This window comes from Shewanella sp. GutCb (genome assembly GCF_002836135.1).
GTDB lineage: Bacteria > Pseudomonadota > Gammaproteobacteria > Enterobacterales > Shewanellaceae > Shewanella.
Genome location: NZ_PJBL01000001.1, coordinates 378,716 through 394,320, shown reverse-complemented (window position 1 = coordinate 394,320; position 15,605 = coordinate 378,716). Strand labels below are relative to the sequence as shown.

Sequence of the window (15,605 nt, the reverse complement as noted above, 5' to 3'; positions counted from 1 at the left end):
ATAACAGACACTATGGTTCCGGAGTTTACAAAATTCTTCTCGCAAGATGGTCAACTTTATATCGGTGCTATAGTGCTGTTAATGTCGATTCTTATCGCAAGAATGGCACCCTTACCGCGACAGCTACAACCACTAGAATGGTTAACCAATCTCGCCAAAAGCTTAAGCCTTAAAGTAAACCATACTCACCGAGCCGCATCACAGCAGTTTATTGCTGGCATGCTAGCAACACTGCTGTTGATCCTACCTTTTTGGTTCATCATTAGCTTTTTTGCTGAACTGGCCGAATTCCCATGGTTTGTTGAAGCACTGATTATTTATGTTTGCTTGCAAGATGATCACTTCAGATACATTGCCAATGAAGTATCCATGTCGATTCGGCGTGACAATAAAGCCCGAGCGCGCACATTACTATTGCCTTGGCTCAATCGCAGCACCCAATCTCTATCAAGCGTGGGGCTAAGTAAAGTCACCATAGAACGTCTTGCAACCACCCCCACTTATGGGGTTGCAGCCACAGTGCTGTTTTACTGTGTTGGCGGTGTACCACTGTTGCTCATGGCGAGAATGGTAAAGCAGTTAGATAATGCATGGCCGGTTTATAATCCGCAATATCGCTACTTTGGCACGCCAGTGTATGCGCTCAGTGCTGTCATTCACTTTATCCCCGCCAAGCTGTGGAGCTTTACCCTTGCTATTCAAGGGGGGCCAAGAAGCTTAGCGACGCTGTTCAACCCTAGCATTAATGCAACTCCAATTATTGAGTATCAAACTCATGCTGTTATCGCCAGTGCGTTAAATATTGAGTTAGGAGGCCCGGCTAAATTCCCTGCGGGTAAAAATGCAGAAACTAAGGTCAGCATGCCAAAATTGAAATATGGGCCATTGCCAACAGACGGAGATATTCAACGCGCCCTCAAACTGAATTCTATTGCATTTGGTTTATGGACGGTGTCGATTATTTTGCTACCCGTTATCTGGGGGACACTGAGAATATGGCAAGGTTAAGCACTGCTGTTATCTTGGTGAGTTATAATGACTTAAATAGACGCTAATTCATCCAGAATAATATCATCATCTTGTATAAATTATTGACCTAGGTATTATTATTGTTCTGGTCAATATCTTCATTAAAGGCTTATCAGTTTGTTAGATAACATTCATGTTTCACTCACCACGCCAGCATTGCTATTCCCAGCAATTTCGTTGCTGTTACTCGCCTATACCAACCGTTTTTTTGCATTAGCTGCACTTATTCGTAACTTGAGTTCCAATGGCCAACCGATTCACGATAGCCAGCTAAAAAACTTACGTCGGCGAATAACCCTCATTAAGAGAATGCAGGAATCCGGAGTGTTGAGTTTTGCACTGTGTGTATTGTGCATGATTTTTATCTATATTGGTTTTAACAAAATTGGTTCTCTCATTTTTGGCTGCAGCTTGTTATTGCTGCTTTATTCACTACTGCTTTCCGTCATCGAGATCCGTATCTCTGTTGATGCATTAAACATCCATCTAAAAGAGCTGGACAGATGATTGATTGGATCTATTTCTTTGATTTATGTGGTACCTCGGTTTTTGCGCTATCCGGCGCATTAGCTGCAGGCCGGCATAAGATGGATCCGTTTGGCGTTATTGTGCTCGCATCCGTTACCGCGATTGGTGGCGGGAGTATCCGCGATGCCATATTAGGCACTACGCCTGCTTTTTGGATCCAAGATCCCAACTACATTATTGTCATATTAGCGACTGTGCTTCTCACCTTTATTTTTGTCCGTAAACCTAAAAGAGTCCCACGGTATATTTTCCCGGTAGCGGATGCGTTCGGGCTGGTACTCTTTACCATTATTGGTGCAGAGAAAGCCTTAAGCCTAGAACTCGGTGGCATGATAGCGGTGGTCATGGGGCTAATAACTGGTGTCGGTGGCGGGATTATTCGCGACCTTCTTTGCCAACAAGTCCCTATGGTATTGCGTACCGAGATTTATGCGACCGCATCAATCATCGGTGGTATCTGTTATACCGTTAGTCTACATTGGGGAGCGCACGATATGTTTGCGCTGCTATTTGCGATGACGACCGCCTTGATCATTAGATTAGCCGCAATACGATGGCATCTGTCCTTACCTGCATTTGACTTAAAGACGCAACCATAATGAAATTACGCTTATTCAGTTTGATACTGGTTTTTTTCAGCCTACCTTGCTTGGCTAACAACGGCGACATGCCTAAAGAGCAACAGTTAGCAGTCAAGTATATCCAAGCCTTTACCAGACAAGACTATGCCAAACTGACCTCGTTTTATAGTCGTGATAGCGTCTTTAATGACAGAACCGCGAAACTTAAATATACTGGTAAACGCCATATATTACAGTTCTTAAAACGCGCCCATCTCGGCGTACTTGAATACAGTTTCAATGTTGAGCATATGTTTAATTCTGGCTCTCTGGTGGTGATGATAGGGAACTATCATTACAAAGGGCCTGGTGAGCAGTTTGGTAAGCCAGGACGCATTATTGATATCGCCATTCCAGGCGTAACCACCTTAAGTCTCGACATGACCAACAACCGAATTAAAGAGCATCAAGATCTAATGGATTATCAAACCATGTCAGATCAATTATCAACACAATAAACATTAACGAACCTGAGTTCGAGCTCGCCGCACACAGGGCTTAACGGCATATCCGCTAAAACTGATTGGGCGTTAGATCGCATTTTAGTGTTTTTTAAGGAAACTTTTTCGATTTAGCCTGTCAAAACAATAGAGACATTTTTGCTGTTAGGTCGTTATGAATATCCGTCGTACTATTTTTGCTTTATCAGTCCTCTTTTGTGGCGCAGCTTCTGCCTATGAGCAACCCATCGTCGTATCTTATGCTGTGCAGCCTGTTAAGCACTTTAACCAACAGCTTAACCAAGCCCAAATAGATTCTGAGCATTGGGCTCAGGCGCCTGAGTCTATTTCAGCACAATACTCCGGAGATAACTTTTCGTTAGCCAGAGTTAAGAATTTTCAGGGAAAGGTGGTCACCTATAACGTCAGTCAACAAAATGATAAGCATCCAAAAATGCTGTTGATTTTGTCAATGGAAAAACAGAAAGGCTTGTGGGTATTAGATGATGCCAAGCTCACTTGGCAGTGTAAAAACGGCCTGCACTTTGGCACAGACCGCTGTTAAAATACTAAGCAGTTAGTTTAGTATCGGTATAGCAACAGGTATAACGCGCTCAGCAAATGAATTCGCCAAGCACAATAAAGCTCCGCTTTTTAAAACAAAGTGCTTTATACCAAGGTGATTTTAGCGAACTTACGCTTACCCACTTGGAATACCCCTGTCGTGCCAGCCGTTAGCTGCATACGAGTATCTTCAATCTTGTCGCCGTCTATTTTTGCTGCGCCTTGCTTTATCATGCGCATCGCATCAGACGTTGAATTAACAAGACCCGCTTCTTTGAGTAAGTTAGCAATCGCTATCCCTTCACCAGCAGCAATCTCTAACTCTTCAATATCTTCAGGAATCGCGCCTTTTTGGAAGCGATTGATAAACTCTTGGTGCGCAGCATCAGCAGCGGCTTCGTCATGGAAGCGGGCAATGATCTCTTTCGCCAAAGCAATCTTAATATCACGCGGGTTAGCGCCGGCTTCAACGTCAGTCTTAAACTGCTCAACTTCTGTTAACGGACGGAACGACAGCAGTTCAAAATAACGCCACATCAACTCATCAGAGATAGACATGATTTTACCGAACATCTCTCCAGCAGGCTCACTAACACCAATGTAGTTATGCGCCGACTTAGACATCTTCTTAACGCCATCTAACCCTTCAAGCAGTGGCATCATGATAACGGTCTGTGGTTTTTGTCCCGCTGACTTTTGCAGCTCACGTCCCATCAATAAGTTGAACTTTTGATCTGTTCCGCCCAATTCAACATCAGCCTCAAGTGCAACTGAATCGTAACCCTGCAGTAGTGGGTACATGAACTCATGGATAGCGATTGACTGACCAGAACCGTAACGCTTTTTAAAGTCATCACGTTCCATCATACGGGCAACAGTTTGTTGCGACGCTAGACGGATCATACCTGCAGCGCCTAATGGCTCTAACCAGCTAGAGTTAAACTCAATACGGGTTTTGGCTGGGTCTAAAATCTTATAAACCTGTTGCTTATAAGTTTCCGCATTAGCCATTACTTGCTCACGTGTTAACGGAGGACGAGTACTGTTTTTGCCACTGGGGTCGCCAACCATACCGGTGAAGTCACCAATCAAGAAAATCACTTCATGACCGAGTTCTTGGAAGGTACGCATTTTGTTCAAAATCACCGTATGACCTAGGTGAATATCGGGTGCGGTTGGATCGGCGCCTAATTTGATTCTCAGCGGACGACCTTCCTTTAACTTCTCCAGCAGATCCGCTTCAAGTAAAATTTCGTCGGTACCACGTTTAATTTCTGCTAATGCTTGCTCTAAATCAGCCATGTCGGCGGTTACTCCTGGGAGCCTAATCATAAAATCTGGGGACTAATGTTACTTGTTAGCCAGCACAAATGAAAGTGTGTACACTAAGGGGATCACTAAGAAAGCGCGAATTTGGTACCAGGGTCAATGGGAAAGGTCATAACTTTATTTAAATTACTGCCAAAATTACATCAAGTACTCTTATGTATCTTAGTTTTTGTCACAGTAATTATTGTCTTAATGCCATCTGAAGATGTTCAAGCATCTAAGCAAACAGTCTCATCAAACGGTGAATACGGCGTAAATACTCGCTATGAAGTGCCGCTGGCTTTTCGTGCCCCCACGCCGCCTGCTGGATCTGAAGCACATAACTTAGAAAATAGTTTAAAACATGCCGAGACTCGAAAACAGCCATTAGTGCAGCCATCGATACACAGACAAGCTGAAACCGCTAAATCCATCGCAGAGCAGGTCGACGTTGCGCCATTACTCAACGAGAAATACTTCCAAGTTAAAAGTGGTGACACACTAGCAGCGCTATTTAGCCGCGCTGGCCTGACGGCAAAAGATGTTTATGATGTCACCCAACTGCCAAAAGCAAAGAAGAACCTGCTTAAGATCATGCCAGGCGACGAGCTAGTCATCGCTAAGAATGATGACGGCAAGCTGGTACAACTTCGCTATCATATCGATAAAATATCAACGTTAGTCGTTAACCGTGTCGGTAACGATTATAAAGAAAGCATCACCACAAAGACGGTTGAAACCCGCAATAAATTTGCCAACGCCACTATCGAGAGTAATTTCTGGAATGCGGGTGTTGTGGCAGGCTTAACCCCCAACCAAATCATGCAGCTGGCAACCATCTTTGGTTGGGATATCGATTTTGCATTAGATCTAAGAAAAAATGATCACTTCGCGATTCTTTTTGAAGAGGAGTACGCCGATGGGGAGTTCTTACGCAACGGCAATATTCTCGCCGCTGAATTTACCAATCAAGGTGACCGCTATACCGCAGTTAGGTATAAAGACGGTAGCTACTATTCTGCAGAAGGCCGCAGTATGCGTAAAGCGTTCTTGCGATCCCCTGTTGACTTTAAATATGTCAGTTCAAGCTTTAATCCGCGCCGTTTACACCCCGTCACTGGTCGAGTGAAAGCGCACCGAGGTGTCGATTATGTTGCTGCGGTGGGAACACCGATTAAGGCCGCAGGTAAAGGCCGAGTGATAAAGTCGAGCTATAATCAATATAATGGTAATTACGTTTTTATTAAGCACAACGATACGTACACCACTAAGTACTTGCACCTTAAGAAGCGTAAAGTAAAAACTGGCGCTTCGGTTAAGCAAGGGCAAATTATCGGTACACTGGGCTCAACAGGCCGTGTCACTGGCGCTCATTTACATTATGAATTTATTGTAAATGGGGTACATCGCAACCCGCGCACGGTGAAGCTACCTAAGTCAGAAGCTATCGCCAAGAAAGAAAGAAATCAATTTGCCATCGTCAGTAAAACGTTGATGACCGAGCTTGAACATAATAAGCAGGTACAGATAGCATCGCATTAGTGTTTCTTATGCTTAATCAACGCCAACAGAAGAGTTCAATACTATGAACAAAAGCTATTACATTGGCCTCATGTCAGGCACCAGTATGGATGGTGTCGATGCCGTGCTGGTTAAATTTACCGCTGACACACCTACTTTGGTTGAATATCATTCTGAAGCTATTCCTGCGCCGCTGTTAAACAACTTACAGAAGTTATGTTTGCCTGGAAATGACGAGATAAACCGTTTAGGTCACCTAGACCGCGCAGTGGGTAAGCTATTTGCTAAAGCCGTCAATAACCTACTTGAGAAAGCAGGGGTTGATAAGCTTGCCGTTATTGCCATAGGCAGCCATGGTCAAACCGTCCGCCATATGCCTAATTTGGAGATGGGCTTCACCTTACAAATTGGCGATCCAAATACCATTGCCGCCGAAACGGACATTGATGTTATCGCCGACTTTAGGCGTAAAGATATTGCGCTCGGTGGCCAAGGCGCTCCATTGGTACCCGCCTTTCATCAGCATGTATTCGCAATGCCAAACCACAAGCGCATCATTCTCAATATTGGTGGCATCGCCAACATTACTTACCTGCCGGGTAACACCGACGCGGTGACGGGTTTTGATACGGGTCCAGGCAATACATTAATAGATGCATGGATCCAACATCAGCAAGATCTACCCTATGACAAAGAGGGAGCATGGGCTAAAGCAGGAACGACCGATGAGAAAATGCTTCAGCATTTGCTATCGCACCCTTATTTTTCTTTAGCGGCACCTAAAAGCACCGGCCGAGAACTGTTTAACCAAGCGTGGCTAGAGCAACAACTGGCCGAGTTTAATTATTTATCCGCAGCGGATATTCAGTCAACCCTACTGGACTTAACCTGTTACAGCATTGCCAATGACGCATTAGCATTGGCAACTGAAGCTGAGATGTACGTTTGTGGCGGCGGAGCTTACAACACAGAACTGATGTGTCGTCTGCAAAAGTTACTGCCTAATTACAAAATAGTCACCACCGCAGAGCTTGGTATTAACCCCCAATGGGTTGAAGGTATTGCCTTTGCGTGGCTCGCTATGCGCTTTCATTTGGGGCTACCCGGCAATTTACCCGCGGTCACAGGAGCCAGTCGAGCAGCAATACTGGGCGGCAAGTTTTACGCCCTTTAGTTCTCTAAATATAAATGTTCTATTAGTTGAGTAGCTTGTGCTTCAGCATCATGACATCGCGATCAGAATATTTGAGCGTCATCAACAATTGTTGCTGATGCTCATTAAAGCTCATTGAGCCAAATGAGCTTAAACTTGATGAGGGCAGGCGCAGTATTGGCTCAATCACCTTTAGGGTAAAGTCCCAGTAATTTATCTGTTGATAACCCACGCTATTCGCTTTAAAAAAGATGCCGTTATCAGTCACTGTCCAATTATGATTTTCTTTAAATACCTGTGACGGTACCAGCATCGTAAGCTTATCAGGGGCGGCTAATGATAGCGCCCACAAACCATTACGGTCCTCTCTGGTAAACAACAATCGATTATCACTGGTTGCGTGAGCCAAACGTACTGCAACGCTAGAGATAAGTCTCACTTGGGGCTTACCGAGATAAAACTGGCTTAAACCATCTTTGGTCGAAGTGAAAATTGAGGCGTCATCATAGCTCCAGTTTAAGCGGCCATGATCGATATAGGGCGAGGCTAGAATACTTAAGCTTTGGCTCGCCAAATTGAGCACATGGATCACATTGCCCTCGCCTTTAGCATCTGGCGCTAAAAAAGCAATATCCTTACCATCGTGAGACCAACGAGGATAAGCCACTCGCTGATTGAGCGTTGTTAACTGGCGGCGGTTATCGCCATTATGGTCTGCGGTCCAAAGCTCATTTGCGCCTGTAATATTCGATACATAAACAATGCGTTTAGTTTGGGTTGAATAATCAGGATTACGAAAGCTAAAGCCGGACTGCAACAAAGGAAATGGCGCACTTGGCACGGTTGAATGAGTGGGTAAATAAACAATTTTATATTCTTTGTTATGACGTTCAAAGACTAACGCATCGCTGTTGTCTAAAAACTTAGGATAACTTAAGCCTTTGATATCTAATGCGTGTGTCTGTTTACTATTAATATCAATAATAAAACCATTGCGTACACCGGATGTCTCAGTACTAAACACCACACGCTGGTTATCATGATGCCAAGTAATTCCTCGAATATCTTCCAAGCCTTCCGTTAACCGCATCTCTTCACCGGTATGACGGTTGCGAATAAAGATATCTTCTGAAATATTGCCAAAACGCCGTGCAATGGCTAACCATTTTCCATCATGGCTATAAGCCAGATCACGGTCTCTGTAGTTACAATCCACTAAGCAAGAAAGCCTGACGGGCTTTGATCCCGCTTCAACTAGCTTAAATATATACAGCCCGCCAATGTCATACTCAGAGTCGAAGCCGATATAAGCAAGTTCGCCTCCGTTAGGTGATATATCAAGTGCTGACATATAGCTATTGCAGCGGGCCAATGGAACCGTCTTTGCCGTCGCGACAGTAAAGTGATTAATAATACATTGGCCACTTTGTTTGTCTTCACTTGGAAAATACAGCACGGTGCCATCTTGACTCCAAACTGCACGCGCTTCTCGGCTGGCATTGGAAGTGAGTCGTTTCGGGCTACTGTTAAAATCGCTGAGGTCTTTCAGGTATAAGCTATAGCTCTGACCATGACTACGACTGCCAAACACTAACCATTTACCGTCTGGCGATACCGCCGGAAATCGTTCAGCTTCTCCGCCCCAAGATAAGCGCGTTATCTGCGTCTGCATCATTTCAATACGATCACGATAAAGGTGATAGGCGAGCGTCATCAGGCTAATTACACAGAGAACAAAAATACTTATCCAACTGCGTTTAAGAGCAATAGTTAGCTTATCGACTTGCCTTTGCACTTGCTGCAATACATTGACATCATCAACCAAATCCGCTGGATTATATTTGGGTTCAACCAATAAACGATAACCACTTTTACGCACCGTCTCGATAACAGGCTCGTCAGAGATCGGGTTGAGTTGCTGGCGTAAATGCCATATCGCATTGGTTAGTGCTTTACTGCCGACATACGCATTGCCGTCCCAAACGTGTTCAATAATCTCTTCACGAGATACCACTTCAGGGTAACGGCTAGCAAGGTACGCGAGCACTTCAATAAATTTGGGTTGCAGTGTAACGCTGTTATCAGGCGAAGCATGCTCGTTAGCTGCCGTAAAACGTAAGCTATGATCGCTTGGATCAATAATGCAGCTTGCAAGCTCAAACCTAATCACTAATTTCTTCATTGCCACTACACCTCTGTGCATATTTAGCCAAACATGAACTGACTCTGTACGTTATTCATTATTTCTGCCGTGGCAATTATAGTGATTACGATCATTTACTCCACACTTTTAACATTGCAAACCATGCGTTAAAAGTCATACTAACTTATTAATTAAAAACAGAATAGACATTAAATAGATATATAAACAACGAATAAACGACACACAAGCCATTGCTAGAGGTTAACAAAGTATTTACAAGTTAAGTCCGGGCAAACTGAAGGGACCGCACCACACCTAAAGACATAGCTCCTATAAAAAAATAGCCAGAGGGTCTCCCCACTGTTATTGGCTAAATAAAACAAAAAAGGACGACAACTGATGAAACGAACAATACTAAGTATGGCGATTGCGCTCGCCACAGTAGCACCGACTACCGCACTTGCTGCAGACATCACTCCAGAGCAAAATGCAAAGCAGCCAATAGAGAAAATTCAGGTAACAGGTTCGCGGATCAAACGTACCGACTTTGAAGGTGTCGCCCCGGTAACCGTCATTACTGCCGAAGAGATAGCCAATAGCGGACTCAGCTCTATCGCTGAAGTACTGCAATCATCAATAGCCAGCAGTGGTGGTTCTTTAAATGGTGAAAGCGATGGCTTCACCGACAGCGCTAGCTCAGTCAACTTACGCGGTATGGGTGCCAACAGAACCTTAGTTCTCATCAATGGCCGTCGTCAGGCATCTTTTCCAAGTGCAGCAGGTGGAACATCAAACTTTGTTGACGTTTCAGACATCCCTACCGCAGCCGTTGAACGTATAGAAATACTAACGGGTGGCGCCTCGGCCATTTATGGTTCTGATGCCGTGGGTGGTGTGGTGAACATCATATTAAAAACCGAATATGAAGGCAGTAAAATCGCGGTTAAATATAACGACCCTACACAGGGGGGTGGCGAACAGCTCGACCTATCTTACCTGCAGGGCTTTAATACCGAAAAAAGCCAAACACTGCTGATGATCGAATATAAAAATGTACAGCAGATCCAAACGGACCAAAGAGATCTATTCTACAGTCCTGCTTATTACGAAGATGAAGACGGCGATAAACGCTGGGGAGCAGGCCCATACGGCGATGCATCAGCCTCTAGCTGGGCATCATGGGTTCGCGATTACGATAGCGTCTACACTGATGATAAATACAGCCCAGTCGATGAAGCACAATGTGAAAACCTATTTGGTGATAAAGGTGTTTATACGCCCGTTAATAAATATGATTGCTACTATGACAAATATGCAGACCGTGGTTTGCAATCAGCATATGACCGCATCAACTTAGTCCTCAGCAGCACCTATGATCTCAATGATGACTGGCAGATCTACGGCATGGTCAACGCCTCTTACAAAGAATCGACTAAGTACAAAGACGAGAAAGGCTTCGGCGCTTATATCTACGAAGATGATGCTACCGGCGCACTCAGTTACGAAAAAACTGACTTTGACGATTACAATAAATTCCAAATGCGTCGCCGTATGGAAGAGTTCTCAGGACCGCGTACTTACGATACTCAAAACACTAAAGCAGCGCTCTCGTTTGGCGTCGACGGTAATATCGGTGAGTATGAGCTAGATGTCTCTTGGTCAAGCAGTTACAACAAGTACGAGAAGCAAAATCATCACATGGTGAAAGCGGATGCACTTTTGGACATGCTGACATTCGACCCTAACGATACCGATGCCGCTAAGTGGTATCCAAATAACAAGCTCAGTACGGAACAAGTGAATGCATTGATTGGTGATTCAACCAAAGAATCAGACTCAAGCATGCATCAATTTCAAGCGGTATTCACTGGCGACTTGATGGAGCTATCAGCGGGTACTGTTGGCTTTGCAACAACCGCTGAGTGGGCACGAGAAAGTTACGAAGATACGCTAGATGCCGTCACTACAAGCGGCGGTTATATCGGTATGGGTGGCACGGGCGGTAAAGGTGACCGCGATCGTGTTGCCGTTGCTGGTGAATTACAGATCCCACTGCTCTCCAATATCACTGCGGTTAAATCACTCGAGCTTTCAGCTGCACTGCGTTATGACCAATATTTAGATGATTCCGACGTTGGCGGCGCCACCACACCACAGGTAGGTCTGATGTATCGCCCAATTGATGAAGTGCTTGTTCGTGCCAACTGGGGCAAAAGTTTTAGAGCACCAGATATGCATCGTCTATACGCCGGGATCACACGTAGCTTTGGCAGCACCGAGTACCCTCACCCAACCATACCTGATGAAGTTTACGACGATCAATACAATAGCATTAGCTCGGGCAATATAAACCTGACCGAAGAAAAAGGTGATTTCTGGAACCTAGGTTTGGTCGCCAATATCACCGACAACGCTGACTTAACCTTAGACTGGTGGAACATAAAACTAGAAGGTGCTGTAAAAACCATCTCAACCGATGAAATGTTAGATGATGCCGCTCAGTATGATCAAACAGGCAATTACACCAGCTGCGATCAAATGAATGTTGTTGGCTACTTAAATGAGCTTGATGACGACGGTATTGAAAACCTAGACTGTATGCGTAAAGGCCCAATTAATAGCGCTTATGAAGCCTCTGAAGGTATTGATGCAAGTTTTAATTATCAATTCCCAGAAACTGCAGCAGGTGAGTTTAAATTGAAACTGGCTGCCTCTTACTTAATCAAAAAAGAGTATCAGGAAACCGTTGAAAGCGAGATTGAGGAACAGACTGAAACCGATTATTTTCCTAAATGGAAAGGTCAGGCAAGCGTAAATTGGAAGATGGAAGATTTCTCAGCGACCTTAGCCTATTACTACACAGGTGAAGCCAAAGGCCAAGATACCTTTACCTTAATCGATGCCGATGGTGACGAGTATGAAGAAGAAGACTACACCGATGTGCTTGGTGCCTATCAAACCCTTAACCTGACGCTAAGTTACAGTGCGCCTTGGGACGGAAAGTTCACCGCAGGAGTTAAAAACCTGACTGACGAAATGCCGCCTCTATATGATGAGCGTAACGACGAGCATGACAGCTGGCCTTTCTATGAAGAGGATAACAGCAGCTACTCGGCTGTAGGCCGTAGCGTATTCTTCGGTTACTCACAAAAGTTCTAACATCGCCCTTTATGGCGCCTAACTCTCTTTCTAGGCGCCCTTTTTAAATGCACACAAAGACACTCGGATTAGCCTCCCTTTTTTAGGGGGATGTTTACTATCGAAGCGACGCCGAGACTGCTCTTTACTGCCATTATTGTGTTTCAATTTAGGGATATTCCTATGCAGTACTTATTGAAATTCTGCGGGTTACTGTTTCCACTGTTGACCGTTTTCACAGCTCAATCGGTAACAGAGTCAGTACCAATTTCCGCTCAAAGCACAGCCCAAAAGAGTGTTGAACAATCAAGCACTCAAACACCTAAAAACATCATCTACGTCATTGGCGATGGCATGGGTCCAGCCTACACCAGTGCTTATCGCTATTTTAATGACGACCCAGCAACTCAAGCTGTCGAGCAAACCATATTTGATCAGCTCTTGGTTGGCATGTCGAGTACCTATCCCGACGATGACACCTATGTCACCGATTCAGCAGCCGCTGCCACGGCACTGGCCACCAGCCATAAAACCTATAACGGGGCAATCTCTGTTACCAAAGATCAGCAACCTTTAACCACCCTGCTTGAGCAAGCGAAAGCGGCAAACAAAACCACCGCTGTAGTGGTAACCTCTCAAATTAATCACGCGACCCCAGCAAGCTTTTTGGCGCATAACGAATATCGTCGCAACTATGACGCCATCGCCGACAGCTATCTGACCAACCTTATCAATGGTCAGCCAGTTGCAGACCTTATGCTCGGCGGCGGGAAAAAGTACTTTGTCCGGAATGATAAAGACCTCACTAAAAGCTTTATCGACCGCGGCTACCACTACATAGATAACATGGACAACCTCAATCAACTAACAAGGCTGCCCGCTCTCGGCCTGTTTGCGAACAAAGGATTAGCGCCAGCATTGGGCAATAAATATCCAGCGCGTCTAATGCAGATGACGGAGAAAGCGTTGCAACTTGTTAGCGCACGTGAGCAACCTTTCGTCATGATGGTAGAAGCGAGTCAAATCGACTGGTGTGGACATAGTAATGATATTAGCTGCGCGATGGCTGAAATGGAGGATTTAGCCAAAACGGTGATCTTAATCAAAGCCTATATTGATCACCATCCGGATACCTTGCTGGTGATGACCGCTGACCATTCAACCGGGGGGTTAAGCTTAGGCCGCGCGGGCACTTATCAATGGAAAGGCCAGGCATTGAAACATGTCACTATGATGCCCAATGCAATTGCAGCCAAGATGCTTGAATCTACGCAGCCGCTAAAACTGTGGCAGCAAGCGACTAAACTCCCCTTAACTGAAGTGCAACAAGTATTGTTAACCGCCAATATTGCAACGGCAAAGACAGCAAATAAACCGCTTAAAAAACTCACCCATTCAGTAAAGCAATTAATTGATGAAGTGACCTATACCGGATGGACCACCAGCGGCCACGATGGCGTAGATGTCCCCGTTTTTGCCTATGGCATGGGTTATCAAGCCTTTATCGGTCATCAGGACAATACTGATATTGCCAAGACCTTAATGCAGATGATCGCCCTTTAGCCCCCCTTCGTCACGCTTGTGCGTCTACTCAAAACAAGCGTGATGAATGTCATCAAAATAACATTTCTTCGAATTATGCTTTATATTCAATAGCGAGTGCGCAAGTTTTATACATAAACCACATAATGAATGGTGAGTGCAGTCTGTTCATTGAGGTATGTCGGTCAAATCAAAAGGATCAGGATTTATGAATATATCTCAAAAAATGATGGCTGAATTTATTGGCACATTGTGGTTAGTGTTAGGCGGCTGTGGTAGCGCAGTAATGGCAGCCGCTTTCCCCGAGGTTGGTATTGGTTTACTGGGGGTTGCATTTGCCTTTGGTCTTACCGTTCTCACCATGGCATTTGCGATTGGTCACATATCGGGCTGCCATTTAAACCCAGCAGTCTCTTTCGGTCTATGGGCAGGTGGCCGTTTCCCTGCATCGGATCTGGCACCTTACATTATTGCTCAAGTTGCTGGCGGCATTGCAGGCGCAGGCATTTTGTACCTGATTGCGTCAGGCCAAGATGGCTTTAGCTTATCAGCAGGCTTTGCCTCAAATGGATATGGTGAGCACTCTCCAGGAGGTTATAGCTTAACGGCCGCGTTGATTTGCGAAATCGTGATGACCCTTTTCTTCCTCATTATTATTCTCGGTGCCACTGATGAGCGCGCACCAAAAGGCTTTGCGCCTATTGCTATTGGCTTAGGCCTAACGCTTATCCATCTGATCAGTATTCCAGTAACCAACACCTCGGTAAACCCAGCCCGTAGCACAGGTCCGGCACTCTTTGTCGGTGATTGGGCATTGTCACAGCTTTGGCTATTTTGGGTCGCACCGATTTTTGGCGCTATATTAGCGGGGACTATTTACAAGTTCTTTAATGCAAAAACATAGCAATAACTAAAAGCAGAGCCTATTCGGCTCTGTTTTCTTTTTCATTCTCCTGCTAAATGTTACTATCCGTTCCAATTCGGCGCATTGCGTGCATAGCTTACGCCCGCCCCATTTAAAATTAAGAGATGTAGACCATGAGCAACAAAAGCAAAAGCATGAAGCAGATTACTGAAATGACGCCAGAATCTCGTTACGACTACCTTGTAGAGCAAGTAACAGAGCACAAAACATTGTGGTCTCTACAGGATGCAGATGGTTGCGTAATGCTAACCACCGATGATGAAGACTGTATCCCAATGTGGCCAACTGAAGAAGCTGCAGCGCTTTGGGCTGTTGATGATTGGCAAGATTGCCAAACATTGGCTATCCCACTTGATGAATGGTTAGAGCGCTGGGTTCCAGGCATGCAAGATGACGACCTTTTCGTTGCTGTATTCCCTGTACAAGAAGATCTCGGTGTAGTGATTCAACCGTTTGAGTTAGAAGAGCGCCTTGCACCAAAAAAGAGCCACTAATTTAGTAAAGCTTCACGGCTAGCAACTTCGTGCTAGCCGCAGCCGCACTAGGGGCTGTTGATCTTTCGAGCTTAGTTTTTGTTCTAATTCAATGATTTTAGTACAAGGCTTGAGCGATGATGCTTAGCTGGCTAAGCGAAAAGCTCGTAACGCATTCTAGTCAAGACTAAAAGCATTGAAACGAACCCTAAGGGCCGCGC

General features: G+C 45.0%; 13 protein-coding genes. 11 read left to right on the top strand and 2 right to left on the bottom strand.

The features are described from left to right. The first annotated feature begins 12 nt into the window (after positions 1 to 12). The 5 genes from CXF86_RS01740 (at position 13) to CXF86_RS01720 (ending at position 3,182) form a co-directional block, all read left to right on the top strand. Positions 13 to 1,008 (top strand): cobalamin biosynthesis protein CobD/CbiB, encoded by a 996-nt coding sequence (locus CXF86_RS01740; protein WP_102038184.1) that lies wholly within the window; start codon positions 13 to 15, stop codon positions 1,006 to 1,008. 150 nt (positions 1,009 to 1,158) lie between these two features. Continuing rightward, positions 1,159 to 1,536 carry a DUF2721 domain-containing protein gene (locus CXF86_RS01735; protein WP_101090548.1) on the top strand — a complete coding sequence of 126 codons (378 nt, stop codon included), beginning with the start codon at positions 1,159 to 1,161 and terminating at the stop codon, positions 1,534 to 1,536. After that, positions 1,533 to 2,156, top strand: a complete 624-nt coding sequence (locus CXF86_RS01730; protein WP_101090519.1) for a trimeric intracellular cation channel family protein — start codon at positions 1,533 to 1,535, stop codon at positions 2,154 to 2,156. The genes CXF86_RS01735 and CXF86_RS01730 overlap by 4 nt, the downstream gene beginning before the upstream one ends. Next, the gene (locus tag CXF86_RS01725; protein WP_101090520.1) at positions 2,156 to 2,635 is read left to right on the top strand and encodes a nuclear transport factor 2 family protein; all 480 of its coding nucleotides are present in this window, start codon (positions 2,156 to 2,158) and stop codon (positions 2,633 to 2,635) included. The genes CXF86_RS01730 and CXF86_RS01725 overlap by 1 nt, the downstream gene beginning before the upstream one ends. Positions 2,636 to 2,792: 157 nt before the next feature. Next, on the top strand, positions 2,793 to 3,182 hold the full coding sequence (locus CXF86_RS01720; protein ID WP_101090521.1) for a hypothetical protein: 390 nt from the start codon (positions 2,793 to 2,795) through the stop codon (positions 3,180 to 3,182). Positions 3,183 to 3,286: 104 nt separating this feature from the next. Here CXF86_RS01720 and tyrS read toward each other — a convergent pair whose 3' ends face one another. Further along, entirely contained in the window at positions 3,287 to 4,483 is a 1,197-nt protein-coding gene (tyrS, locus tag CXF86_RS01715) for a tyrosine--tRNA ligase (protein ID WP_101090522.1), read from the bottom strand. Between the two features lie 126 nt (positions 4,484 to 4,609). Between tyrS and CXF86_RS01710 the strand changes: the two genes are divergently transcribed. After that, positions 4,610 to 6,031 carry a peptidoglycan DD-metalloendopeptidase family protein gene (locus CXF86_RS01710; protein WP_101090523.1) on the top strand — a complete coding sequence of 474 codons (1,422 nt, stop codon included), beginning with the start codon at positions 4,610 to 4,612 and terminating at the stop codon, positions 6,029 to 6,031. A 43-nt stretch (positions 6,032 to 6,074) separates the two neighbouring features. Beyond that, positions 6,075 to 7,184, top strand: a complete 1,110-nt coding sequence (locus tag CXF86_RS01705; protein ID WP_101090524.1) for an anhydro-N-acetylmuramic acid kinase — start codon at positions 6,075 to 6,077, stop codon at positions 7,182 to 7,184. 22 nt (positions 7,185 to 7,206) lie between these two features. On the opposite strand, the gene CXF86_RS01700 is transcribed toward CXF86_RS01705, so the two are convergent. Beyond that, positions 7,207 to 9,345 (bottom strand): winged helix-turn-helix domain-containing protein, encoded by a 2,139-nt coding sequence (locus tag CXF86_RS01700; RefSeq protein WP_180960984.1) that lies wholly within the window; start codon positions 9,343 to 9,345, stop codon positions 7,207 to 7,209. 360 nt (positions 9,346 to 9,705) lie between these two features. Between CXF86_RS01700 and CXF86_RS01695 the strand changes: the two genes are divergently transcribed. The 4 genes from CXF86_RS01695 to CXF86_RS01680 all read left to right on the top strand — a co-directional run bounded on the left by CXF86_RS01695 (position 9,706) and on the right by CXF86_RS01680 (position 15,405). After that, the gene (locus CXF86_RS01695; protein ID WP_102038182.1) at positions 9,706 to 12,465 is read left to right on the top strand and encodes a TonB-dependent receptor plug domain-containing protein; all 2,760 of its coding nucleotides are present in this window, start codon (positions 9,706 to 9,708) and stop codon (positions 12,463 to 12,465) included. A 90-nt stretch (positions 12,466 to 12,555) separates the two neighbouring features. Next, the gene (locus CXF86_RS01690) at positions 12,556 to 14,007 is read left to right on the top strand and encodes an alkaline phosphatase (RefSeq protein ID WP_257985254.1); all 1,452 of its coding nucleotides are present in this window, start codon (positions 12,556 to 12,558) and stop codon (positions 14,005 to 14,007) included. Positions 14,008 to 14,194: 187 nt separating this feature from the next. Beyond that, a complete protein-coding gene (aqpZ, locus tag CXF86_RS01685; RefSeq protein WP_101090527.1) occupies positions 14,195 to 14,890 on the top strand; it encodes an aquaporin Z in 696 nt (231 codons plus the stop codon). Positions 14,891 to 15,024: 134 nt separating this feature from the next. Then, positions 15,025 to 15,405 carry a DUF2750 domain-containing protein gene (locus CXF86_RS01680; protein WP_101090528.1) on the top strand — a complete coding sequence of 127 codons (381 nt, stop codon included), beginning with the start codon at positions 15,025 to 15,027 and terminating at the stop codon, positions 15,403 to 15,405. The last annotated feature ends 200 nt before the right edge of the window (positions 15,406 to 15,605 follow it).

What these genes read in the sequence shown, in the direction of transcription:
- CXF86_RS01740 (WP_102038184.1), top strand. Translation starts at nt 13, where the DNA reads ATGGTTCCGGAGTTTACAAAATTCTTCTCGCAAGATGGTCAACTTTAT.
- CXF86_RS01700 (WP_180960984.1), bottom strand. Translation starts at nt 9,345, where the DNA reads ATGAAGAAATTAGTGATTAGGTTTGAGCTTGCAAGCTGCATTATTGAT.
- CXF86_RS01695 (WP_102038182.1), top strand. Translation starts at nt 9,706, where the DNA reads ATGAAACGAACAATACTAAGTATGGCGATTGCGCTCGCCACAGTAGCA.
- aqpZ (WP_101090527.1), top strand. Translation starts at nt 14,195, where the DNA reads ATGAATATATCTCAAAAAATGATGGCTGAATTTATTGGCACATTGTGG.
- CXF86_RS01690 (WP_257985254.1), top strand. Translation starts at nt 12,556, where the DNA reads ATGTTTACTATCGAAGCGACGCCGAGACTGCTCTTTACTGCCATTATT.
- CXF86_RS01680 (WP_101090528.1), top strand. Translation starts at nt 15,025, where the DNA reads ATGAGCAACAAAAGCAAAAGCATGAAGCAGATTACTGAAATGACGCCA.
- CXF86_RS01720 (WP_101090521.1), top strand. Translation starts at nt 2,793, where the DNA reads ATGAATATCCGTCGTACTATTTTTGCTTTATCAGTCCTCTTTTGTGGC.
- tyrS (WP_101090522.1), bottom strand. Translation starts at nt 4,483, where the DNA reads ATGGCTGATTTAGAGCAAGCATTAGCAGAAATTAAACGTGGTACCGAC.
- CXF86_RS01705 (WP_101090524.1), top strand. Translation starts at nt 6,075, where the DNA reads ATGAACAAAAGCTATTACATTGGCCTCATGTCAGGCACCAGTATGGAT.
- CXF86_RS01710 (WP_101090523.1), top strand. Translation starts at nt 4,610, where the DNA reads ATGGGAAAGGTCATAACTTTATTTAAATTACTGCCAAAATTACATCAA.
- CXF86_RS01725 (WP_101090520.1), top strand. Translation starts at nt 2,156, where the DNA reads ATGAAATTACGCTTATTCAGTTTGATACTGGTTTTTTTCAGCCTACCT.
- CXF86_RS01730 (WP_101090519.1), top strand. Translation starts at nt 1,533, where the DNA reads ATGATTGATTGGATCTATTTCTTTGATTTATGTGGTACCTCGGTTTTT.